Source organism: Microbacterium sp. BWT-B31, from assembly GCF_041379855.1.
GTDB lineage: Bacteria > Actinomycetota > Actinomycetes > Actinomycetales > Microbacteriaceae > Microbacterium.
On record NZ_JBFECU010000019.1, the window covers coordinates 1 to 20825 of the forward strand.

General features: G+C 71.0%; 20 protein-coding genes, 1 tRNA gene and 1 riboswitch. Of the genes, 8 read left to right on the top strand and 13 right to left on the bottom strand.

Annotation, left to right across the window (positions count from 1 at the left end; translation table 11 throughout):
- Positions 1–137 precede the first annotated feature (137 nt).
- Positions 138–473: a hypothetical protein gene (locus AB1K54_RS15290; protein WP_371203618.1), complete on the top strand. Its 336-nt coding sequence runs from the start codon at positions 138–140 to the stop codon at positions 471–473.
- Positions 474–617: 144 nt separating this feature from the next.
- Here AB1K54_RS15290 and AB1K54_RS15295 read toward each other — a convergent pair.
- Positions 618–708 (bottom strand) — tRNA-Ser (locus AB1K54_RS15295).
- Positions 709–828: 120 nt separating this feature from the next.
- Entirely contained in the window at positions 829–1680 is an 852-nt protein-coding gene (locus AB1K54_RS15300; protein WP_371203619.1) for an LLM class F420-dependent oxidoreductase, read from the bottom strand.
- Positions 1681–1850: 170 nt separating this feature from the next.
- Between AB1K54_RS15300 and AB1K54_RS15305 the strand changes: the two genes are divergently transcribed.
- From AB1K54_RS15305 to radA, 3 genes are all read left to right on the top strand, one after another.
- Positions 1851–2801, top strand: coding sequence for an L-lactate dehydrogenase (locus AB1K54_RS15305; protein WP_371203620.1), 951 nt, complete (start codon positions 1851–1853; stop codon positions 2799–2801).
- Positions 2802–2909: 108 nt separating this feature from the next.
- On the top strand, positions 2910–3689 hold the full coding sequence (locus AB1K54_RS15310) for a hypothetical protein (protein ID WP_371203621.1): 780 nt from the start codon (positions 2910–2912) through the stop codon (positions 3687–3689).
- 78 nt (positions 3690–3767) lie between these two features.
- Positions 3768–5135 (top strand): DNA repair protein RadA, encoded by a 1368-nt coding sequence (gene radA / locus AB1K54_RS15315; protein WP_371203622.1) that lies wholly within the window; start codon positions 3768–3770, stop codon positions 5133–5135.
- 201 nt (positions 5136–5336) lie between these two features.
- Here radA and AB1K54_RS15320 read toward each other — a convergent pair whose 3' ends face one another.
- The 6 genes from AB1K54_RS15320 to AB1K54_RS15345 all read right to left on the bottom strand — a co-directional run bounded on the left by AB1K54_RS15320 (position 5337) and on the right by AB1K54_RS15345 (position 11683).
- Positions 5337–5753, bottom strand: a complete 417-nt coding sequence (locus AB1K54_RS15320) for a dehydrogenase (protein ID WP_371203623.1) — start codon at positions 5751–5753, stop codon at positions 5337–5339.
- Between the two features lie 63 nt (positions 5754–5816).
- A complete protein-coding gene (locus AB1K54_RS15325) occupies positions 5817–6548 on the bottom strand; it encodes a hypothetical protein (protein WP_371203624.1) in 732 nt (243 codons plus the stop codon).
- 62 nt (positions 6549–6610) lie between these two features.
- Entirely contained in the window at positions 6611–7111 is a 501-nt protein-coding gene (locus tag AB1K54_RS15330; protein ID WP_371203663.1) for an amino-acid N-acetyltransferase, read from the bottom strand.
- A 111-nt stretch (positions 7112–7222) separates the two neighbouring features.
- A complete protein-coding gene (locus tag AB1K54_RS15335) occupies positions 7223–7936 on the bottom strand; it encodes a FadR/GntR family transcriptional regulator (RefSeq protein ID WP_371203625.1) in 714 nt (237 codons plus the stop codon).
- Between the two features lie 127 nt (positions 7937–8063).
- Positions 8064–8870, bottom strand: coding sequence for a gamma-glutamyl-gamma-aminobutyrate hydrolase family protein (locus tag AB1K54_RS15340; RefSeq protein ID WP_371203626.1), 807 nt, complete (start codon positions 8868–8870; stop codon positions 8064–8066).
- Positions 8871–9157: 287 nt separating this feature from the next.
- A complete protein-coding gene (locus AB1K54_RS15345) occupies positions 9158–11683 on the bottom strand; it encodes an ATP-dependent Clp protease ATP-binding subunit (RefSeq protein ID WP_371203627.1) in 2526 nt (841 codons plus the stop codon).
- Positions 11684–11872: 189 nt separating this feature from the next.
- Here AB1K54_RS15345 and AB1K54_RS15350 point away from each other — a divergent pair, with 189 nt between their 5' ends.
- A complete protein-coding gene (locus tag AB1K54_RS15350; RefSeq protein WP_371203628.1) occupies positions 11873–12484 on the top strand; it encodes a hypothetical protein in 612 nt (203 codons plus the stop codon).
- Entirely contained in the window at positions 12481–12711 is a 231-nt protein-coding gene (locus tag AB1K54_RS15355; protein ID WP_371203629.1) for a helix-turn-helix domain-containing protein, read from the top strand. Before AB1K54_RS15350 ends, AB1K54_RS15355 begins: the two co-directional genes overlap by 4 nt.
- 169 nt (positions 12712–12880) lie before the next feature.
- Here AB1K54_RS15355 and AB1K54_RS15360 read toward each other — a convergent pair whose 3' ends face one another.
- Both AB1K54_RS15360 and AB1K54_RS15365 read right to left on the bottom strand, forming a co-directional pair.
- On the bottom strand, positions 12881–13717 hold the full coding sequence (locus AB1K54_RS15360; RefSeq protein WP_371203630.1) for an SDR family oxidoreductase: 837 nt from the start codon (positions 13715–13717) through the stop codon (positions 12881–12883).
- A gap of 127 nt (positions 13718–13844) precedes the next feature.
- Positions 13845–14672, bottom strand: coding sequence for an enoyl-CoA hydratase/isomerase family protein (locus AB1K54_RS15365; RefSeq protein WP_371203631.1), 828 nt, complete (start codon positions 14670–14672; stop codon positions 13845–13847).
- A gap of 257 nt (positions 14673–14929) precedes the next feature.
- Between AB1K54_RS15365 and AB1K54_RS15370 the strand changes: the two genes are divergently transcribed.
- Entirely contained in the window at positions 14930–15283 is a 354-nt protein-coding gene (locus tag AB1K54_RS15370) for a DUF488 domain-containing protein (RefSeq protein ID WP_371203632.1), read from the top strand.
- A 19-nt stretch (positions 15284–15302) separates the two neighbouring features.
- Here the strand turns inward: AB1K54_RS15370 and AB1K54_RS15375 are convergent, their stop codons facing one another.
- The 3 genes from AB1K54_RS15375 to AB1K54_RS15385 all read right to left on the bottom strand — a co-directional run bounded on the left by AB1K54_RS15375 (position 15303) and on the right by AB1K54_RS15385 (position 18256).
- On the bottom strand, positions 15303–16091 hold the full coding sequence (locus tag AB1K54_RS15375; RefSeq protein ID WP_371203633.1) for an energy-coupling factor transporter transmembrane protein EcfT: 789 nt from the start codon (positions 16089–16091) through the stop codon (positions 15303–15305).
- 55 nt (positions 16092–16146) lie between these two features.
- A complete protein-coding gene (locus tag AB1K54_RS15380) occupies positions 16147–17622 on the bottom strand; it encodes an ABC transporter ATP-binding protein (RefSeq protein WP_371203634.1) in 1476 nt (491 codons plus the stop codon).
- Positions 17623–17626: 4 nt separating this feature from the next.
- Positions 17627–18256, bottom strand: a complete 630-nt coding sequence (locus tag AB1K54_RS15385) for an ECF transporter S component (RefSeq protein WP_371203635.1) — start codon at positions 18254–18256, stop codon at positions 17627–17629.
- A riboswitch (TPP riboswitch) is annotated at positions 18249–18359 on the bottom strand. It overlaps the preceding gene by 8 nt.
- Positions 18360–18394: 35 nt before the next feature.
- On the opposite strand from AB1K54_RS15385, the gene AB1K54_RS15390 reads away from it, so the two are divergent.
- Positions 18395–20815, top strand: coding sequence for a D-alanyl-D-alanine carboxypeptidase family protein (locus AB1K54_RS15390; protein WP_371203636.1), 2421 nt, complete (start codon positions 18395–18397; stop codon positions 20813–20815).
- Positions 20816–20825 lie beyond the last annotated feature (10 nt).

Consider the following 20825-nt stretch of genomic DNA (forward strand, 5'->3'; position numbering starts at 1 on the left):
ACGTAAGACACGAGGACCTCCGTGGATCGAGTGAGTGTGGTAACCCACATCGATACCGGAGGTCCTCGCCCTACCCCATCACGCCACGCTGCACACAACCACCGTGGGAAGAACAGCTAGGGCACGCCTCCGCGGCGATGACCCTCGACACCTACGCCGACCTGTTCGACGAGGACCTTGATGATGTCGCTGGCGCGCTCGGACGGGCACGTCAAGACGTGTACGTGGTGGCCGAGACAGGGACCCAGCACGCCCAGATCTCGATCGAGGCGACGGAGGCCAAGCCTGCGATCGTTTGGGTGGTGACGGTCGGCCCGATCCCCGTTGCGGTCTGCGCGAGTCGCGCCGGAGCCGACACCTGGGTGCGTGATGCCCAAGACGCCGACCACGAGGGTCAGCCCACTGCGTACCGCGTGTGGGAGTTGTCGATCACTCCCGATGCTCCCTCCACGACGACCACGCCAGGCGTGTGAAATCACGGTTTCGCGAAGGCGGGCGAGAACTGACTTGACCCGGTCCGCGAAGCGATCTTCACGTTTCTTTCACACGGGGCAGGTTCGCGATAGACCGAAGGCCCCGACTCCCGCGGAAATACGCGGATCTCGGGGCCTTCAGGATGGCGGTGACGGTGGGATTTGAACCCACGGTAGGGGGTTACCCTACACAACTTTTCGAGAGTTGCACCTTCGGCCGCTCGGACACGTCACCGCCGACAAGCTTACGACATGCGGCGGGATCCGCCGAATCGAGCCCGAGTTCCCGAGCCTCTACCCAACCCCGTCCCTGGGCCGGCCCCGAACCGCGATCGCGACACCAAGACCACCCTCTTCACACGCGCCCGGCGACCTCCGCGATCAGGTCGACCACGCGCGCCGGCTCGTCGATCCCGACCGAGAACACGTAGGTCGCGGTGAACCCGATCCCCTCGAGCCCGCGAACGGTCGCGGCGATCGCGTCGGGCGATGACGAAGGGTCGATGCCGATCATCGCCGTCTTCTCGATCGTGTCGTAGTCGCGTCCGACAGCCTCGCAGTGGGCGCGCAGCACGTCGAGCTTGTGGGTCGGAAGCTCGTCGCGAACACCGAGGTTGCAGGCATCCGCGTACTGGGCGACCAGCCGCAGCGTCTTCTTCTCGCCACCGCCGCCGATCAAGAGGTACGGCCTGGACACGTTCTGCGGTGAGTTCAAGGTTCTCTCGAGCTGCCACAGGGCGCCGTCATACGGCCCGTCGGAGTCCGACCACATCTGCCGGCAGATCTGCAGCGTCTCCTCCAGCTGCTCGAACCGCGCCGCGACCGGCGGGAACTCGAACCCGAGCCCGCGGCACTCCTGCTCGTTCCATGCGGCGCCCACGCCGAGACCGACCCGACCGCCCGACAGCACGTTGAGGGTCGAGACCTGCTTGGCCAGCAGCGCCGGATGCCGGTAGATCACGCCGGTCACGAGCGTGTGCAGCAGCGCCGTCTCGGTGTGCGCCGCGATGAACCCCAGCGTCGCGTACGCCTCGAGCATCTCGTGTTCGACGGGACCGATCCCGGGCAGCTGCCAGAAGTGGTCCATGACGGTGATGCGCCGGATGCCCGCCGCCTCCGCGTTGCGCACGTGCGCCGCCAGCGCGGAGCCGAGCTGGGCGGCGCCTGTGTTCCAGGTGAAGTCTGCGATGTGGATTCCGAACTCCATGCGCTCTCTCCGATCCGGCCGGGCGCCCGCCCGCCACGTTCAGGGTACGACCAGTCGGCGCGGGAGAGGCAGGGACCCGGACGGATGCTGCGGCCCGCGCGGATCGAGGGCTGCGGCATCCGTCGTCACACCCCTTTTCCGCCGCGTGGGCGCCCTGCCAGACTGTGCCCATGGCAGTCATCGAGAACTCCAAGGTCACCGTCGTCGGGGCGGGCTCGGTCGGGTCGAGCACCGCGTACGCGTGCCTCATCCGGGGGTCGGCGCGTCACGTCGCGCTGTACGACATCGCGACCGAGCGGGTCGAGGCCGAGACGCTCGACCTCGCCCACGGCACCCTGTTCACCGGATCGAGCGACATCATCGGCGGCAGCGACCTCTCGGTGGCCGAAGGCTCTCACGTCATCGTGATCACGGCCGGCGCGGCGCAGCGGCCGGGGCAGACGCGCATCGAGCTGGCGAGTGTGAACGCGAACATCATGAAGTCGCTGATGCCTCAACTGCTGGAGGTCGCGCCGAACGCGGTGTTCGTGATCGTGACGAACCCGTGCGATGTGCTGACCGTGCTCGCCCAGGAGATCACGGGCCTGCCCCCGGAGCGCATCTTCGCGTCGGGCACCGTGCTCGACACGTCGCGGCTGCGCTGGGAGCTGGCGACCCGCGTGGGTGTGAATGCGTCGAGCGTGCATGCGTACATCGTCGGCGAGCACGGCGACACGGAGTTTCCGCTGTGGTCGGCCACGACGATCGGCACGGTTCCGATCCTCGACTGGGTCACCCCCGAGGGCCGCCGGCTCACAGTCGACGAACTCGACAAGATCGCTGTCGACGTGCGCGACGCGGCGTACAAGGTGATCCAGGGCAAGGGGTCCACGAACTACGCGATCGGGGTGACGTCGGCCCGCATCGTCGAGGCGATCCTCAACGACGAGAACGCGGTCATGCCGGTGTCGACCGTGCTGCACGACTTCCACGGGGTCAACGGCGTCGCCCTCTCGGTGCCGTCGATCGTCAACGCGAAGGGCGCGCGGGCGATCCGCGAGACCTCGCTCTCGCCGAGCGAGCTGGGGCTGTTCCGACTGTCGGCCGACGCGCTGCGCGCGGTGGCCGACAGCCTGCGCTGACCATCACGGGGAGCTTTTCCACGGTGACGAGCGGATGCCTCGGCCGCGGCATCCGCCTATGCTGACCTCCAGCCGCCTCGCTTCGCGGGAGGCCGCGAGGAGGTCTGCATGAGCGCGTATGTGACGCTGCCGATTCTCGAAGAGACTGGGTTCGCCGTGCTCGAGCCGGACGACTCGTCGATCGATCCGGCCGAGTGGCGGGAGCTCGAGTACACGCCGTGGCGGTCGTCGGGCATCACGCGCTTCGCGCCGCTGACGAGCTTCTCGGGCGAGCTCGAGTGCAATGCCTTCTGGAACCGCACCCCGCCGCGCACCGACAAGGACGGCGTATGGATCGCCGCGCAGTCCGAGAAGGCGCCGGCGCTGGTGCGGCTCGCACAGCAGCCCGGCGCCGTCATCGGCCGGTGCCGGGTGATCGAACTGCAGCCGAACGAGTACGCCGACGCCGTCCACAACCTGCACCAGGACGACAACAACCGCCTGAACCCCGAGGGCACCGGCTGGATCGTGCGCGGGTTGTGCAATCTGACGGATGACGCGGACTCGATGCTTCTGCTGCGTGAAGACCGGTTCGACCCGGCCTCCGAGGTGCGCATCCCGCTCGCGGCGGGCACGCGGGTGATCGTCGACACGCAGCGGCTGTGGCACGCGGTGTGGCACCGCGGACCCGCACCGCGCTACGCCCTGATCACCTCGTGGGAGTCCGGCCCCGAGCTGGCGCGTCACATCGCCGCGCACCACGGCACCACGACCGTCCAGAGCCCTCCTGTCGACCAGCGCGTCGTCGACGCCGCGCAGACCGAGCTGCACCGCCGCATCGAAGAGCAGCGGCGCATCGTCGCGGAGCAGGGGCGTGCCTTGACCGACACCGGTTTCGACGACGCCTGAGCCACAGCAGACTGCCGGCGCAGCTCGCGCCCGTCGGGCCTTCGAACCGATGTCCCTCCCCCGCCGTAGTCTTTCGGCATGGCGACCCGACGACCCACGACCACCGCACCCTACCGGTGCACCGAGTGCGGGTGGACGGCCCTCAAGTGGGTCGGCCGATGCGGCGAGTGCCAGCAGTGGGGCACGGTGGTCGAAGCATCCGAGCCCGTCGGCCTGACCCGCGCGGTCGCGCCCGTCTCCCCCGGCGCCGCCCGCGCGGCGCGGCCGATCACGGCGATCGACACGAGCGACTCGCCCCGCCGCACCAGCGGCGTCGGCGAGTTCGACCGGGTGCTGGGCGGGGGTCTCGTGCCGGGCGCGGCGATCCTGCTGTCGGGCGAGCCGGGCGTCGGCAAGTCGACGCTGCTGCTCGAGGTGGCCGTCGCCTCTGCCCGCGGCGGCCAGCGGGTGCTCTACGCGAGCGCCGAGGAGTCGACCGCGCAGGTGCGTCTGCGCGCCGAGCGCACCGGCGCCCTGCACGACGAGCTGTACCTCGCCAGCGAGACCGATCTGGCGACGATCCTCGGGCATGTCGACGAGGTTCGGCCTGACCTGCTCATCGTTGACTCGGTGCAGACGGTTGCCTCGTCGCTCTCGGACGGCATGGCGGGGCATCCGTCGCAGGTGCGCGAAGTCGCCTCGACGCTCATCCGTGTCGCGAAGGAACGCGGCCTGCCGGTCGTGATCGTCGGGCACGTGACGAAAGACGGCTCGATCGCGGGCCCCCGCATTCTGGAGCACCTGGTAGACGTCGTGTGCCACTTCGAGGGCGACCGCCAGACGTCGCTGCGATTCGTGCGCGCGCTGAAGAACCGGTTCGGTCCGACCGACGAGGTCGGCTGCTTCGACATGACCGGCAGCGGCATCGCCGAGGTGCCCGATCCCAGTGCCCTGTTCCTCGGGCACGGCGTCCCCGTCGCCGGCACCTGTGTCACGATCGCCCTCGAGGGCCGCCGGGCGCTGCCCGTCGAGGTGCAGGCCCTCACGATCAAGAACGGCGGTCCGAACCCTCGACGCGTGGTGAGCGGAGTCGATGCGGCGCGCGTCGCGATGGTGCTGGCCGTGCTCGAGAAGCGGGCCGGCATCGCGGTGTCCGAGCAGGACGTCTACGTCTCGACGGTCGGCGGGGTGCGGCTCGTCGAGCCCGCCGCCGACCTCGCGATCGCGATCGCCGTGGCCAACTCGGTGCGCGAGCGGGCGCTGCCCCGTGGTACGGCCGCGATCGGCGAGCTCACGCTCGCGGGCGAGATCCGGCCGGTCACGCAGTCGGCGCAGCGCGCGTCCGAGGCGGGCCGGCTCGGCTACGAGACGGTGGTGGATGCTTCGGCCGGGTCGCTCCGCGGTGCGCTCGACCGGCTGCGCCTCGAGGTGCAGTCGCGACCGGAGCACGGCATCCCTGCGTTCTGACGCGCGCCCACGTGCTCGGCGAGTCCTCGACTCAGCGGCTGCCCGCGCGCCGGCGCTGACTCGGCAGGCAGCCGAGCGCGATCGGAATCACGAGACCTGCGGCGCACAAGAGCCCGAGCAACAGTTCCATGGGAACGAGTATCTCGTCCCGGCTCCAGCGCGTGTCAAGGCGCCCGGTGGTGTTCGCAGAGGCTTCGCCCCTCAGGCGTCGAGCGCGGCGATCAGGTCGCCCGGTGCGGCCTGCATCGGGTGTGGACCGGCGATGTCGAAGAACACCGTGGTGATGACGTCCTCGTACGCGCCGAGGAACGTGCGCAGCCACGCGGGCGACTGCAGGGCCACGCCCGGGGGCAGCGTCTCGGGCTTGTGGGCGGCGTCGCTGAACAGCAGCAGCGCGATGTCGCCGGTGCTCGGGTCGCGGTAGGTCCAGACCTCGCCCGCGTCGAGCGGGTTGTCGCGCGGCCCGGGGCGCAGCAGCGGCACGACCGTCGGTCCGTGCCGCAGCGCGAACGCGACGGCCGCCATGTCCTGCGTCTGGAGCGCATCGGCAAGCTGCGTGTTGCGGAACTCGAGAGGCTGCGCCGCACTGCGCTTGCCGCGCTTCTTGCCCGATGCCATCCGTCCAGCGTAGCCCGCCCGGCCGCGCGTGCCCCGCGTGACGGCCCCGCCGACGGGTGCTCGTCAGGAAAGGAAGAACTGCTTCGGCTGCATCGACGTGAACCCGCCGATCTCGACGGTGAGGCGGTAGGTCGCCCCGCCGTCGCCCGCCTGCTGACGCTCCGTCGAGTCGCACATCGCAACCGACGAGCGGGTGCGGTCCCACGCGAGCGGAGCCGCGCTCGACACGGTCTGCCCGGCTTTGAGAGTCACGATCATGTCGCTCGAGGTCGTCTGGCAGTCCGTCGACCGCCACCATGTGTCGTCGCCGCTCGAGATCGTGAACGACTGGGTCGCCGTGCCCACGTTGATCGCGCAGTCGGCGCTGCTCTTGTTGGTGAGGGTGATCGACAGCTGCGGGTTCTGCCCGGGATCGTAGGTCTCGGCGTCGGTGACGGCCTGCACCGTGATGTCGTCGTTGTGGCACGATCCGACCGTGGGCGTCGCCGACGGCGACCCCGCCGCGGGGTCGGTCGCTGCGGGGTCGCCGTCGGAATCCGCAGGATCGGCGGCCGGAGACTGCTCGGGCACCGCGTTGGAATCGGGCACCGGGATCGTCGGCGCCGGGCCGGCGACCGTCTGCGAGTCCGGGTTCTGCGGGCCCCCGGCATCCGCCTGGCCCGCCCAACCGCTCCACGGCTGCGTGATCAGCAGCCAGACGGCCGCGACGACCACCAGGATGCCGAGCACGACCACCAGTCGTCGGCGCCGGTACACCGCGGGTGAGTGCCGTCGCCTTCTCACCGTGCCGCTCATACGATCAGGGTAGGTCGGTGTCACGGCGGCACCGGGATGGCGCGCCCGACACGGCGGGACGGCTACAGCACCTTGAGCATGCGGGTGTTGCCGAGCGTGTTCGGCTTCACGTGCGCGAGGTCGAGGAACTCCGCGATGCCCTCGTCGGGGCTGCGCACGAGCTGCGAGTACACATCGGAGTCGACGACGGCCTCGCCGATCGGCGAGTACCCGCGGCGCGTGAAGAAGTCGACCTCGAACGTGAGGCAGAACAGGCGTGTGAGCCCCAGCTCGCGGGCGTTCGCCTCGAGCCGCTCGACGATCGCCCGGCCGACGCCGTGGTGCAGCCAGTCGTCGGTGACGATGAGGGTGCGCACCTCGCCCAGGTCGTCCCACATGACGTGCAGCGCGCCGCAGCCGATCAGCCGCCCGTGCTCGTCCTCGGCGACGACGAACTGCTGGGTCGCCTCGAACAGCACCACCAGATCTTTGCCGAGCAGGATGCGCCGCTGCACGTACGGCTCGAGCATCGACTGGATGCCCCGCACGTCGGCGGTGCGCGCGGCTCGCACGGTGTACTGCATCACCCGTTCAGCTTATTCCTCCGTCCCGGCGCCGATCACGCGGGGCCGTGGTCGCTGGGGCCGTCGATGCGGGGGCCGCTGTGCCGCGCCGGAGGCTGCTGTCACGACGGTTCAGCCGAGAAATCCGCGAAGCAGCGCCTCGGAGCCCGCCAGGTGCTCGAGGATCGCCTTGACCGCGGCATCCGGTCTGCCGCCTGTGATCGCCCGCACGAGCCGCTCGTGCTGCGCGTTCGCGTGCTCGATGTTGCGCGGCAGCACGGGGAAGGTGTCGAGCCAGCCGTTCACGCGCGCCCGGTTGTCGGCCACGAGAGGCACGAGCGAGGGAATGCCGGAGAGCTCTGCGATCGCCAGGTGCAGGCGCGTGTCGTGCCGCCGGTAGTCGGCCGCTGATGCCGTGCGTGTCGCCTCATGCCGCTCCCACAGCTCGGCCCTCGCGGCGTCGTCGAGCGCGCGGCCCGCCGCGGCGCGCGCCGTGCCTGCCTCGAGCACGCGACGCAGGCCCAGCACGTCATCAAGCTCGCGAGGGTCGACGTCTTCCGGAGGAGTGGACGGAAGCGGATCGGCCACGAACGTGCCGCCGCCGCGGCCCCGTCGCCGCACCAGGAAGCCGGTGTCGGCCAGTTCGCGGATCGCCTCGCGCACGGTGTCACGGCTCACCTCGTAGCGGGCGGCGAGTTCGCGTTCGGCAGGCAGCGACTCCCCCGGCCCGACCACGCCGAGGCGGATCGTCTGCACGATGCGCGCGGTGGTGTCCTCGAGGGCGTTCGCCTCGCGGACGGGCCGATAGACGACCCGCCCCACCTCGCGCTGCCGCGCCTCGGTCATGCCGCACCCATCGTCGGGGAATCGATCGGGACGGGAGACCCGATCGGCAGGGCTTGTGTCGCCTCCACGCCGATCCGGCCCGACGCTCTCACCGCGAGCCGGTCATGAGGCGACTTCGACGAGCATGTCAGATTTGTTCGCCGCGCGCCTGCGACACCGGCCGGTGCGCCGCCGCGAAGACGGATGCCTCGGCCACGAGCCGGTCGAACAGGCTCTTGTCGTCGGTGTTCTCCTCGGGGTGCCACTGCACCCCCACGAGGTACCCGTCGCCGTCCGACTCGATGGCCTGCACGAGTCCGTCATCGGTGTGCGCGGTGGCCACGAGCCCCGCGCCGAGCCGGTCGATCCCCTGGTGGTGGTAGCTGTGCACCGCGAGCGGTCCGGGGCCGACCATGCCTGCGAGCACCGAGCCCGGGGCGACGTCGACCGTGTTCTGGGCGAACACGCCCCCGCCGATCTGGTAGCGCTCGGTGCCGAGCGCCTCGGGCAGGTGCTGGTGCAGTGTGCCGCCGCGCGCCACGTTCACCAGCTGCAACCCCCGGCAGATCGCGAGCACCGGCATCTGTCGCCGCTGCGCCTCGCGCAGGAGCGCCAGTTCCCACGCGTCGCGGTCGGGGCGGGCGGGGTCGGTGAGCGGATGCCTCGCAGCGCCGTACAGCGCAGGGTCGATGTCGAGGCCCCCGGTGAGGATGAGTCCGTCGAGGCCGTCCAGGACGGCACCTGCCGCGTCGTGGCTCGCGGGCTGCGGCGGCAGCAGCACCGCGATGCCGCCGACGGCGGTCACCGAGGCGAAGTACTGCTGCGGCAGGAACGCGGCCTGCACATCCCACACCCCCTGCTGCGTGCGCTCGAGGTAGGTCGTGAGCCCGACCACGGGGCGGCGCACCGCGGATGCCTCATCGGCGGCGACGGGGAGCGTGGCGGTCTGCGCCATGGGGGCCTCCTGGGAGCGATCCCTCTGTCCAAAGGTAGACAGAACCTACCTTTACACGTCATCCTTCTCTTGAAGACTTCAGCGTCTTCACCAACAGCCCCTGAGCTGGGGAGCACGGACGACGATCCGGGGGGACCGCCTCGTCCGTTCGGGGCGCGACGAGGAGCGGATGCGGGGGCATCCGCTCCTCGCATGCGCGACGCCGGGCGTGAGCCGGGCACTGTGCGACGAGCAGACGCAGCAGAGCGGATGCCGCAGGTCACGGCATCCGCTCTGCTGTATGGGCGTTACGCGCCGGCCGCGAGGTCGGGCGTCGCAGTCAGCTCGGCGTGCGTGTTGATGCCGACCGACACCTTCTCGCCGCGCGGGCCGCTCTCGAACGTGAACTGCCCGTTGTCGACGTCGACCTTCACGTGGTCGCCGGGGTTGAGCTCGCCGTGCAGGATGCGCTCGCTGAGGCGATCCTCGACCTCGCGCTGCATCGCACGACGCAGCGGCCGGGCGCCGAGCGCCGGGTCGAAGCCGATCTCGATCAGCTTCTCTTTCGCGATCTGCGACAGCTCGACGGTCATGTCGCGGTCCAGCAGACGCTCGGCGAGGCGCTTGGTGAACAGATCCACGATCTGCACCAGCTCCTCCTTCGTGAGCTGCGGGAACACGATGATGTCGTCGACGCGGTTGAGGAACTCGGGCTTGAAGTGGCGCTTGAGCTCTTCGTCGACCTTGCCCTTCATGCGGTCGTAGGTCGTCTGCGTGTTGCCTTCGACCTGGAAGCCGACGGGGCCACCGGCGATCGCGGCAGAACCGAGGTTGGTCGTCATGATGATCACGGTGTTCTTGAAGTCGATCACGCGACCCTGACCATCGGTCAGGCGACCCTCTTCGAGGATCTGCAGGAGCGAGTTGAAGATATCGGGGTGCGCCTTCTCGATCTCGTCGAAGAGCACCACCGAGAACGGCTTGCGGCGCACCTTCTCGGTGAGCTGGCCGCCCTCTTCGAACCCGACGAACCCGGGAGGGGCACCGAACAGGCGCGAGACGGTGTGCTTCTCGCCGAACTCCGACATGTCGAGCGAGATCAGTGCGGCCTCGTCGTCGAACAGGAACTCCGCGAGGGCCTTCGCGAGCTCGGTCTTTCCGACGCCGGTGGGCCCGGCGAAGATGAACGAGCCCGACGGGCGCTTGGGGTCCTTGAGACCGGCGCGCTGGCGGCGGATCGTCTTCGACAGGGCGGCGATCGCCTCCTCCTGGCCGATGACGCGCTGGTGCAGCGCCTTCTCCATGAAGACCAGGCGGCTGGATTCCTCTTCGGTGAGCTTGAACACCGGGATGCCGGTGGCCTGGGCGAGCACCTCGGCGATCAGGCCCTCGTCGACCACCGCGTGGCTGGCGACATCACCCGAGCGCCACTGCTTCTCGAGGCGCAGGCGCTCGGCGAGGAGGGACTTCTCCTCGTCGCGCAGCGACGCCGCCTTCTCGAAGTCCTGCTCCTCGCTGGCGAGCTCCTTCTGCTCGCGCACACTGGCGATCTTCTCGTCGAACTCGCGCAGCTCGGGCGGGCTCGACAGGATCGACAGACGCAGACGGGCCCCGGCCTCGTCGATCAGGTCGATCGCCTTGTCGGGCAGGAACCGGTCCGAGATGTAGCGGTCGGCGAGGTTGGCCGCCGCGACGATCGCGCCGTCGGTGATCTGCACCTTGTGGTGCGCCTCGTAGCGGTCGCGCAGGCCCTTCAGGATGTTGATCGCGTGCGGGAGGCTGGGCTCGGCGACCTGGATCGGCTGGAAGCGGCGCTCGAGCGCGGCATCCTTCTCGAAGTGCTTGCGGTACTCGTCGAGGGTCGTCGCACCGATCGTCTGCAGCTCGCCGCGGGCCAGCAGCGGCTTGAGGATCGACGCGGCGTCGATCGCGCCCTCGGCGGCGCCGGCGCCCACGAGCGTGTGGATCTCGTCGATGAAGACGATGATGTCGCCGCGCGTGCGGATCTCTTTGGTGACCTTCTTCAGGCGCTCCTCAAAGTCGCCGCGGTAGCGGGAGCCGGCGATGAGCGAGCCGAGGTCGAGCGAGTAGAGCTGCTTGTCCTTCAGCGTCTCGGGCACGTCGTTCTTGACGATCGCCTGCGCGAGGCCCTCGACGACGGCGGTCTTGCCGACGCCGGGCTCGCCGATCAGCACCGGGTTGTTCTTGGAGCGGCGCGACAGGATCTGCATGACGCGCTCGATCTCTTTCTCGCGCCCGATGACCGGGTCGAGCTTGTTCTCGCGCGCGGCCTGCGTGAGGTTGCGGCCGAACTGGTCGAGCACCTGTGAGCCGCCCTGCGTGGTGCCCTGGGTCTGCTCGCCCGCACCCGACGCGACACCCGCGGGCTCTTTGCCCTGGTAGCCCGAGAGCAGCTGGATGACCTGCTGGCGCACCTTGTTGAGGTCGGCGCCGAGCTTGACGAGCACCTGCGCGGCGACGCCCTCGCCCTCGCGGATGAGGCCCAGCAGGATGTGCTCGGTGCCGATGTAGTTGTGGCCGAGCTGCAGCGCCTCGCGCAGCGAGAGCTCGAGCACCTTCTTGGCGCGCGGCGTGAACGGGATGTGCCCGGTCGGCTGCTGCTGACCCTGGCCGATGATGTCCTGCACCTGCTCGCGCACAGCGTCGAGCGAGATGCCGAGGGACTCCAGCGCCTTGGCGGCGACGCCTTCGCCCTCGTGGATGAGACCGAGCAGGATGTGCTCGGTGCCGATGTAGTTGTGGTTCAGCATCTTCGCCTCTTCCTGGGCGAGGACGACCACGCGACGGGCACGGTCCGTGAATCTCTCGAACATCGTCTTTCCTCCGAGGGCGTGAGGGGTCGGTTGACCTCCGAGCTGGCGCCTTACATCGAGGGTAGCCAGGCGGCGGATGCCTCACGCCGGTGTTCGCCGTGGGCTGATCGTGCACGAGGGGGTTGTGTCGGGGCATCCGCTTGTCTTATCGTTTTTCGATAACAACGAATATCGATAAGGAGTCGGGTGATGGAGCAGACCATGATCGCGCGAGCGGATCGAGTCACGATGAGGGTGATCGGCGCACTCGCGGCGGCGATGGCATGCGCGCTCGCGGCGGGTCAGCTCATCGCCGCGGCGACGTACGCGTGGGCGGATTCGGTCACTCTCTCGCTGCTCGCCGAGCAGCAACTGCCCGTCGAGCCCGGCCTCGGGGTGACGACCGCGAGCGTCGACACGGTCTCGGTGACGACGAGTGCCCTCAGCACCGGAGCGCGCTGGTCGCTCGCGGGCGGCGGGCTGCTGCTCGCCGCCACGGCGTTGCTGGTCGGCCTAGCCGTGGTCTGGCTCATGCTCGCGGCGGCGTCGGGCAGGCCGTTCCGGTCCCCGCTGTTCCGGGTCACACTGATCGCCGCGTTCGCACTCGTGCTCGGTCCCCTGCTCGCAACGGCACTGTCGGGCTTCGGCGCGATGCAGGCCGCGTTCGAGCTGAACGACGCCGTTGGCGGCATCCTCGTCCCCGGTTTCGGAGTGTCGCCGTGGGGCCTCACGATTCCCGTCGTCTCGTTGGGGCTCATCGCGCTCGCGTACCTCTTTCAGCGTATGCAGCGCCTGCAGCGCGACACAGAGGGCCTCGTGTGAGCCCGGCCGACGACGAGGGGCCGAGCGGCGTCCACTGCCGACTCGATGAGCTGCTGGCCGCGCGCGGCATGACCCTCACGCGCCTGTCCGAGCTCGTGGGTGTCTCGGTGGTGAACCTCTCGATCCTCAAGAACGACCGGGCCCGGGCGATCCGCTACTCGACGCTGTCGGCGATCTGCCGCGCGCTGGACTGCGAGATCGGCGACCTGCTGGTGCGGGCGGACTGAGGTCGCGGCATCCGTCGCCTGTGCGGTTCCATCCGGGGGCCGTTTCGTCTCGCTTCGCTCGCTCAACGACCGGCGTGCGGGTGCGCGAAACGAGGCGAAAACACGAAACGAGGACGGATGCTGCGCAAACGCCCTCGTTTCGTGAGACGCCCTCGTCTCGGACGCCGGCCTACAGGAAGATGTCGGGGAACAGCGCCTCGTCGGGCGTGCCGGGAACGGCGGCGTAGCGCGAGAAGTCGGTGACGCCGGCGTCGCGCAGCACGTCCTCGACGATGAGGGTCTGCCCGGTGTATTCGCGCGACGGCTTCAGCAAGACCTCGTACGCGGCATCCGCGTAGATCTCGGGCGTGCGGCTGACCTTCATCATGCGGTCGCCGCCGAGCGCGAACTGCACCGCCGCGGTTGCGATCGTCGTCGCCGGCCACAGCGTGTTCGCCGCGATGCCGGCCTCGGCGAACTCCGCTGCGAGGCCGAGGGTCGCCATCGTCATGCCGTACTTCGCGAGGGTGTACCCGGTGTGCGCGCCGAGCCACTTCGGCGTCAGGTTGAGGGGCGGCGACAGCGACAGGATGTGCGGGTTCGGGGCATCCTTCAGCACCGGCACCGCCGCACGCGAGAGCATGAACGTGCCGCGCACGTTGACGTCCTGCATGAGGTCGTACTTCTTCACGGCGAGGTCGAGCGAGCCCGACAGGTCGATCACCGACGCGTTGTTGACGACGATGTCGATGCCGCCGAACTCGCCCTGCGTCTTGAGCACCGCCTCGGTGACGTCGTCGTCGTTGCGCACGTCGCCGACGATGCCCAGCGCCTGGCCGCCGGCCGCGCGGATCGCCTCGGCGGCGGAGTGCACGGTGCCCTCGAGCTTGGGGTGGGGGGTGTCGGTCTTGGCCAGCAGCGCGATGTTGGCGCCGTCGCGCGCGGCCCGCAGGGCGATCGCGAGGCCGATGCCGCGGCTGCCGCCCGACATCAGGATGGTCTTTCCGGCGAGCGTTGCGTCGGTCATTTCGGTGTCCTTTCGGGTGTTCCCCGGTGTGTCGAGATCGTGGTTTCTCGCCGAGACCGCACGTTGTGCGCGTCGATGACGGGGTTGCTCGGCGAGAACGCGGTCGCTCGACGGAGTGTCGGGCGGGTCAGGAGCGGGAACGAGAAGCGGAGGCGGCGGCGAACGCCGCGATGCGCGCCTGGGCGTCGGGGGTGTCGAAGGCCGCCCCGATCGACCGGCCCTCTTCCGAGAGCTGCTCGGCGAACGTACGGGTCGGCTGGGAGCGCACCAGGCGCTTGGCCTGCCCGTACGCGCTGTACGCGCCGGCGAGCCAGAACCGCGCAACCTGCTCGGCGCGCGCCCGCACCCGCGTGGGGATGTCGGCGGGGTTCTCGGCCGACACGACCTCGGCCACGAGCCCCCAGTCGAGCGCCTCCTCGGCGCTCAGCAGGCGGTCCTGCAGCACGAGCTGCAGCGCACGGCGCTCGCCGACGGCGCGGGCCAGCTGCGCCGACACCGACAGGTCGGGCGTGAGCCCGATGTTCGCGTACAGACTGCCGATGCGCGAGTCCGCTCCGATGATCGCGTAGTCGCTGGTCATCAGGATGCCGAGCCCGCCGCCGGCCGTCGTGCCCTGCGCGGCCGCCACGACGGGGATCGACGACTCGGTGAGCGCCCGGATGCCGGTGTTGATGACCTCGGCCAGCGCGTGGATGTCGGCGCCGCTGGCGATGCCGCCCGCGGCCATCGCCTGAACGTCGCCGCCGGCGCAGAACGAGCGGCCCGCCGCGTCGAGCAGGATCGCGCCGACGTCGTCGCGCGAGGTCGCCTCGACGGTCACGCGCCGCCAGGCGACGGCGAGCCCCTGGTCGAAGGCGTTCAGCCGGCCGGGGCGGTTCAGCGTGATCCGCGCGAGGCCGTCGTCGACCTGGAACAGGATCGGCTCGACCTCGCCGGGGGCGCCTGCGGTGTCCATATGCTCTCCTTCGAACTCGGAAATCGCATCCCACCCTACGCGGTACTGAGTTTCACCGATACGTCGGTGTCGGGCGGGGGCGGGGCATCCGTCGCACTGCCAGGCTAGCGATCCGGCTGCCGCCTCGGGCGGTGCCGCTGCTGCGGATTCGTGCGACTGCGGCGCACCGATGCAGCGCAGTCGCACGAAAGTGCCGCACGAGGCAGAAGCACGACGGATGCCTCGACCCGCGCCGGCCCGCGGGCCAGACTGAACCCGTGGACCTGCGTCTCAAGCGCGTGTACGACCCGCCTGCGCCGGGCGACGGGTTTCGCGTGCTGGTCGACCGGCTGTGGCCGCGCGGGCTGTCGAAGCAGCGCGCGGCGGTCGATGTGTGGGCGAAGGATGCCGCGCCCTCGACCGAGCTGCGCAAGGCCTTCCACCACGGCGGGATGACGTGGGACGCCTTCGCCGACGCCTACCGCGCCGAGCTCGCGGGTCCGGCGGCGGGCGCCGTCCGGGCGCTCCGCGACGCGGTGTCGGGGCATCCGGTCGTCACGCTGCTGTATGCCGTGGCCGACCCCGATCGCAACCACGCGCTGATCCTGCGCGAAGCGCTCGAGGGCCGGTAGCCGCAAGAGAGCGGATGCCTCACCCCGGCCCGAGGATGAAGTTCCAGGCGCCCGCGGCCACCGCCGCACCCACCGCGATCAGCGCGATCGCGAGCCCGAGCGCCATGAGCGCCCACTCGCGCCCGCCGAACCGGGACTCGCGCGCCCAGGTCCGCGCACCGGGGGCGCCGAACCCGCGAGCCTCCATCGCGGTCGCGAGCTTCGACCCGCGCCGGATCGACAGCACCAGCAGCGCGAACGCCATGCCGAAGAAGCGGCGCAGGCGTCCGCGGTCGGCCACGCCCCGCGCGCGGCGCGCCAGTTCGAGCGCGCGCCAGTCGTCGAGGAAGAGCCCCACCATGCGCAGCCCCGCGAGCGCGCCCATCACGAACCGCGCGGGCAGCTTCAGCACCTGGCCGAGACCGTCGGCGAGGTCGGTCGGGTCGACCGTGACGAACAGCACGACCGACGGCAGCGCGATCGCCAGCACCCGGAAGAACGTCGCGACCGACAGCTCGAGCGACCCCTCGCTCACGCGCACCACGAACCACTCCAACAGCACGACGCCCGACGCCTCGCCGTACAGCGCGATCGTGAGGGCGGTGAGCGGGGCGGCGATCCACACCGGCCACGTGCGCGCCCAGAACTCGCGCCAGGTCAGCCCCGCGAACGGGAACAGCACGAGTTCGAGCGCCAGCGCGACGGCGGCCGAGACGATGTCGAGCGTGAGCACGAGCGGCAGGGCGACGAGGGCGGATGCCCCGAGCTTGGCGACCGGGTTGATGCGGGCGACCGCGCCGGTGCGCGCGCGGGTGTCGAGCAGGGTCATGCGGACGCCTCCGCCGGGCGCCGTGGCCCCGAACCGCGAAGAACAGACGCCGGGGTCATGCCGCAGCCTCCAGGCTGAAGCGACGGGCGTGGAGCGCGTCGACCACGGCGTCGTCGTGGGTGATGACCACGATCGCGGAGCGCCCCGAGCCCGCCGCATCCGTCCCGTCGCGCAGGCGCGCCAGCAGCGCCACGAGCTCGGCCCAGGTGCGGGCGTCCTGACCGAACGTGGGCTCGTCGAGGACGAGCACGCGCGGGCGCGTCGCCAGCGCCGCGGCGACTGTCAGCCGGCGCTTCTCGCCGCCCGAGAGGGTGTATGGGTTCGCTGCGGCCAGGTGCGCCAGGCGCAGCCGTTCGAGCAGCTCGTCGACGCGGGCGGCGGTCTCGCCGGGGGTGAGGCCGAGCGCGCGCGGGCCCACCTCGAGCTCACCGCGCACCGTGGTGGACAGCAGCTGATGCTCGGGCTCCTGGAAGACGGTGCCGATGCGAGTCAGCAGCTCGCGCGACGGCCACTCGATCGGCGCGCCGCGCACGCCCCGCGCCAGTCCGGGCGCCGCCCAGACCCGCCCGGCGTGCGGGGGCAGGAGTCCCGCGAGGGTGAGGCCGAGGGTCGACTTGCCCGCGCCGTTGGGTCCGGTGATCGCCGTGACGGCGCCTTCCGGCACGTCGAGCGACAGCCCCGAGGCGACCGGCACTGCGCGCACGCGCGCGACCGAGAGCCCGTGCGCCGCCAGCAGCGCCTCGCCGGGCGCCGACGGCGGCGGCGCGGGAACGGCGGGAGGGATGCCCGGAACCCACGTGCCGAGCGCGGCGAGTTCGGCCCCGCGCTCGCCCAGCACACGGGCGGGCGGCCCGTCGGCGATCACGCCGCCGCCGCCGAGCACGATCACGCGGTCCACGAGCGGCAGCCACACGTCGACCCGGTGCTCGACGACCACGAGGGTCGCGCCGGTCGCCTCGAGCACGCGCGTGACGGATGCCCGCACCTCGCCGACCCCCGCCGGATCGAGGTTCGCCGTCGGCTCGTCCAGCAGCACCAGCCCCGGGCGCATCGCCAGCACACCGGCGAGCGCGAGCCGCTGCTTCTGCCCGCCCGAGAGCGCCTTGGTCGGCCGGTCGAGCGGCAGGTCGAGCCCGACCGCGTCGAGGGCCTCTCCCACCCGGCGCCAGATCTCGTCGCGCGCGACGCCGAGGTTCTCGCAGCCGAACGCCACGTCGTCGCCCACGCGCGCGAGGATCACCTGCGAGTCGGGGTCCTGCAGCACCAGTCCCGCGCGGCCGTGCGCGAGCGGGGCGGCGACCCCGTCGACCAGGAGCACTCCCGACGACTCGCCCTCGTCCTGGCCGCCGAGCACGCCGGCGATGCCGTGCAGCAGTGTCGACTTGCCCGCGCCCGAGGCGCCGAGCAGCAGCACGCGTTCTCCGGGGTCGATGCGGAAGGAGGCATCCGTCACCGCCCACGCGTGCCGCCCGGCGTGCCGCCAGCCCCACCCGCGCGCCTCGACGGCTGCCGGCCGCAGCGAGGCACTCATCGGATCAGACGCGTCCGCGCGCTTCGCGACCCGACGCGAAGCGGTCGAGCGCGCCGGTCTTGGCAAGCCCCCGGGCGAGCAGCCACGACAGCCCGCCCGCGATCACGGCGCCCGAGAGCACGGTGCTGATCAGGTACACGGTCGTGAAGGCGGCGTCGGCCCCGACGTACCAGAGGATCATGTTGTTGATCCCGCCCGCGAGCGCCGCTCCGGCACCGGCGAGCACCGCGACCGGCAGCGACCACTTCTTGTAGAAGAAGATCAGGAACACGATCTCGGCGCCGAGGCCCTGCACGATGCCGGCCTCGATCGTGAGGAACCCGCCCCACTGGTTGCCGACGAGCGCCGACACGACGGCGGCGAGCACCTCGGTGTAGATCGCGGCACCGGGCTTGCGGATGATCAGCGCACCCAGCACCCCGGCGAACAGCCACGGTCCGTCGAGCAGGCCCTGAAGGCCCGGCAGCAGCGGCTCGAGCAGGGCCTTCGGGCCGAGGTAGCCGATGTTCCAAGCCAGGAAGATGAGGCCGGATGCGACGCCGATGACGCTGGCGACGACGATGTCGACGATGCGCCACCGAAGGCGGTGGACGGTGCCCGAGGCGGCGTCGGAGACGGACGTGGACGTGTGCATGAATGCTCCTCCCTGCGCTGGCATGATCCAGATCAGGTTCGACGGTCGAAGCGTGGTTTCGCTTCCTCTCAGCCCGGTGCACCGGACTCCCGTGGTTGTCGCGACGAGTATAGCCCGCGCGCAAGGTAAATTATCCGGATGACCCTCGCCGATCCGCCCCCCTCCCGCCGCGCACTGCGCGCGGCGCGCATGGACCAGGCGGAGACATCCACGGGTCGGCGCGATCCGGCGCCCGCTTCGCCCGAGACCCCGCTGATCGACCGGGTTCCGAGTGCGGCGCCCCTCGCCCCGGCGAACGATGCGGCGCCTGCGGCCTCCCCCGTTCCCGCGGCGCCGCCCTCCGCGTTCCCGCCCATCGCCCCACCCCCCTCAGCCGAACCTTCCGCACCCTCTGCCGTCCGCACCGAAGAGCCGAAGCCGGCACCGGAACGCTCCGACGCCAGCGGGTTCAAGCGCCTGTTCGGGCGCAGCGTCGAGCCGGAGTGGACGCCGGGGCCCAAGCGCAGCGATCCGGCGCGCGGGGTCGCCGCCGGCGTCGGCTCGCCGCTCGCCGCCGGGGCGAAGGGCGCCCCGGCGGGGCGCAGCACTGCGGTCCCCGACGAGTCCGGGCCGCTCAACCTCGAGTCGCTGTTCGCGCCCACCGGCCCGCTCGACGTGGTCGCCTCCCCCGCACAGCCGGATGCCGCCCCCGCAGCACCGGTCGCCCCCGCGTGGATCGCCTCGGCGTCGGCCGCACCGGCACCCGTCCTCCCCGCCCCGGCATCGCCCGAGACCCCCGCGGGAGCGACCCCGGTGCCGCCCGACTCCGGTCCGCTGACGCTGTCGGCCCTGTTCGGTCCCACCGGACCGGTCGACGTGATCGGGTCGCCTGAGAAGCCCGATGCCTCGCCCGCACCCGCTCCGATCGCACCGGCGCCCGCCGACAAGCCCGCCCTTCCCCCCGAGTCGGGGCCGCTGACGCTGTCGGCGCTGTTCGGCCCGGTCGACGCCGTCGAGGCGTCGGACGCGGCCCAGCCGGGCTACGCGCGCTCGAGCGGGCCGTCGGCCGAGGCATCCGTCTTCTCGTTCACCGCCTCTGCGGCGCCCGTCGCGCCGCCCACCCCAGAGGCCGTCGCCGCGTCCCTGCCGCTCCCCGACCCGGGCCCGCTCACGCCGGTCGAGAAAGAGCCGGATTCGGTGACCACGACCGCGGCCCCGGCCGTGACCGCCGCGGCCAGCGGCATCGCCCTGGCGTGGGTCGACGAGAGCACGATCACCGCTCGCCCGCGCACGAGCACCTACCTCACCGCCGCCGCGAGCCCGTACGTGCCGGTCGAGAACGAGTTGCTCGCGCGCCCCCCGCGCCGTTCGCCGCTGCGCCCGGGCGTGCTCATCCCGACCGCGGCCGCGCTCGCACTCGTCGGCGCGTACGCCGCGACGACACTGATGTGGCCCCTGAACGCGGTGCAGCCGAAGGTCGAGAGCCTGCAGGCCCAGCCCATCGCCGCGGCCCCCGCGGCCATGCCGTGGCCGGGGGTCGGAGCCGCTGCGGTCGACGTGCACGGCATCGACGGCAGCGTCGCCTCCAGCGGCGACATGCTGCAGATGGCGAGCATCACGAAGATCGTCACCGCCCTGCTCGTGCTGGAGGAGCTGCCCCTCGCCCCCGGCGAGCAGGGGCCCTCGTACCGCTTCTCGTACTCGGATCGCTACGACTACTGGGACTATCTCGATGGCGGCGAGTCGGCGCTCGACGTCCCGGTGGACGAGAGCCTCACCGAGTACCAGATGCTGCAGGGCATGCTCATCGGCTCGGCGAACAACTACGCCGACCGCCTCGCCTACAGCATCTGGCCCTCGAACCGGGTGTATGCGGACGCGGCGAACTCGTGGCTGGCGGCGCACGGCGTCTCGGGCATCTCGATCGTCGAGCCCACGGGTATCGACAGCGGCAACATGGCCACGCCCGAGGCTTTGCTCGTCCTCGCCGAGAAAGCGCTCGCCAACCCCGTCATCGCCGAGATCGTCGCGACGCCGGCGGTCGACCTGCCGGGCGCGGGACACGTCGAGAACACCAACGGCCTGCTGGCTGATCCGGGCGTGATCGGGATCAAGACGGGCACGCTCGACAGCTGGAACCTGCTGTCGGCCAAGAACCTCACCATCGGCCAGACCACGGTGCGGGTGACGGCGTCGGTGCTCGGTCAGCCCGACAACGACTCCCGTCTCGCGGTGTCACGCGCCCTCTACGCCCAGCTCGAGGCCGAGCTGCAGCCGAAGCCGTCGGTGACCACCGGAACGACCGCGGGTCTTGTCAAGACCAAGTGGGGCGAGCCTGTCCAGGTCGTAACGGATGCCGACGCGAACGTCATCCTGTGGAACGGCGGCACCGGCACGGTGACCACGGACTTCTCGCTCGGCGACGCGCGCACGAAGGGCGACAAGGTCGGAACCCTGACCGTCGCCGGTCCCCTCGACTCGGCGACGGTCGAGGTGAGCCTCACCGCCGACATCGAGGGGCCGAGCCCCTGGTGGCGCCTCACCCATCCGCTCGATCTGTTCGGGCTCACGGGCGACTGACCGCGCAGCC

Bases quoted from the DNA above. Each gene is read 5' to 3' on its own strand.
- AB1K54_RS15290 (WP_371203618.1), top strand. From the start codon at position 138: ATGACCCTCGACACCTACGCCGACCTGTTCGACGAGGACCTTGATGAT.
- AB1K54_RS15300 (WP_371203619.1), bottom strand. From the start codon at position 1,680: ATGGAGTTCGGAATCCACATCGCAGACTTCACCTGGAACACAGGCGCC.
- AB1K54_RS15305 (WP_371203620.1), top strand. From the start codon at position 1,851: ATGGCAGTCATCGAGAACTCCAAGGTCACCGTCGTCGGGGCGGGCTCG.
- AB1K54_RS15310 (WP_371203621.1), top strand. From the start codon at position 2,910: ATGAGCGCGTATGTGACGCTGCCGATTCTCGAAGAGACTGGGTTCGCC.
- radA (WP_371203622.1), top strand. From the start codon at position 3,768: ATGGCGACCCGACGACCCACGACCACCGCACCCTACCGGTGCACCGAG.
- AB1K54_RS15320 (WP_371203623.1), bottom strand. From the start codon at position 5,753: ATGGCATCGGGCAAGAAGCGCGGCAAGCGCAGTGCGGCGCAGCCTCTC.
- AB1K54_RS15325 (WP_371203624.1), bottom strand. From the start codon at position 6,548: ATGAGCGGCACGGTGAGAAGGCGACGGCACTCACCCGCGGTGTACCGG.
- AB1K54_RS15330 (WP_371203663.1), bottom strand. From the start codon at position 7,111: ATGCAGTACACCGTGCGAGCCGCGCGCACCGCCGACGTGCGGGGCATC.
- AB1K54_RS15335 (WP_371203625.1), bottom strand. From the start codon at position 7,936: ATGACCGAGGCGCGGCAGCGCGAGGTGGGGCGGGTCGTCTATCGGCCC.
- AB1K54_RS15340 (WP_371203626.1), bottom strand. From the start codon at position 8,870: ATGGCGCAGACCGCCACGCTCCCCGTCGCCGCCGATGAGGCATCCGCG.
- AB1K54_RS15345 (WP_371203627.1), bottom strand. From the start codon at position 11,683: ATGTTCGAGAGATTCACGGACCGTGCCCGTCGCGTGGTCGTCCTCGCC.
- AB1K54_RS15350 (WP_371203628.1), top strand. From the start codon at position 11,873: ATGGAGCAGACCATGATCGCGCGAGCGGATCGAGTCACGATGAGGGTG.
- AB1K54_RS15360 (WP_371203630.1), bottom strand. From the start codon at position 13,717: ATGACCGACGCAACGCTCGCCGGAAAGACCATCCTGATGTCGGGCGGC.
- AB1K54_RS15365 (WP_371203631.1), bottom strand. From the start codon at position 14,672: ATGGACACCGCAGGCGCCCCCGGCGAGGTCGAGCCGATCCTGTTCCAG.
- AB1K54_RS15375 (WP_371203633.1), bottom strand. From the start codon at position 16,091: ATGACCCTGCTCGACACCCGCGCGCGCACCGGCGCGGTCGCCCGCATC.
- AB1K54_RS15380 (WP_371203634.1), bottom strand. From the start codon at position 17,622: ATGAGTGCCTCGCTGCGGCCGGCAGCCGTCGAGGCGCGCGGGTGGGGC.
- AB1K54_RS15385 (WP_371203635.1), bottom strand. From the start codon at position 18,256: ATGCACACGTCCACGTCCGTCTCCGACGCCGCCTCGGGCACCGTCCAC.
- AB1K54_RS15390 (WP_371203636.1), top strand. From the start codon at position 18,395: ATGACCCTCGCCGATCCGCCCCCCTCCCGCCGCGCACTGCGCGCGGCG.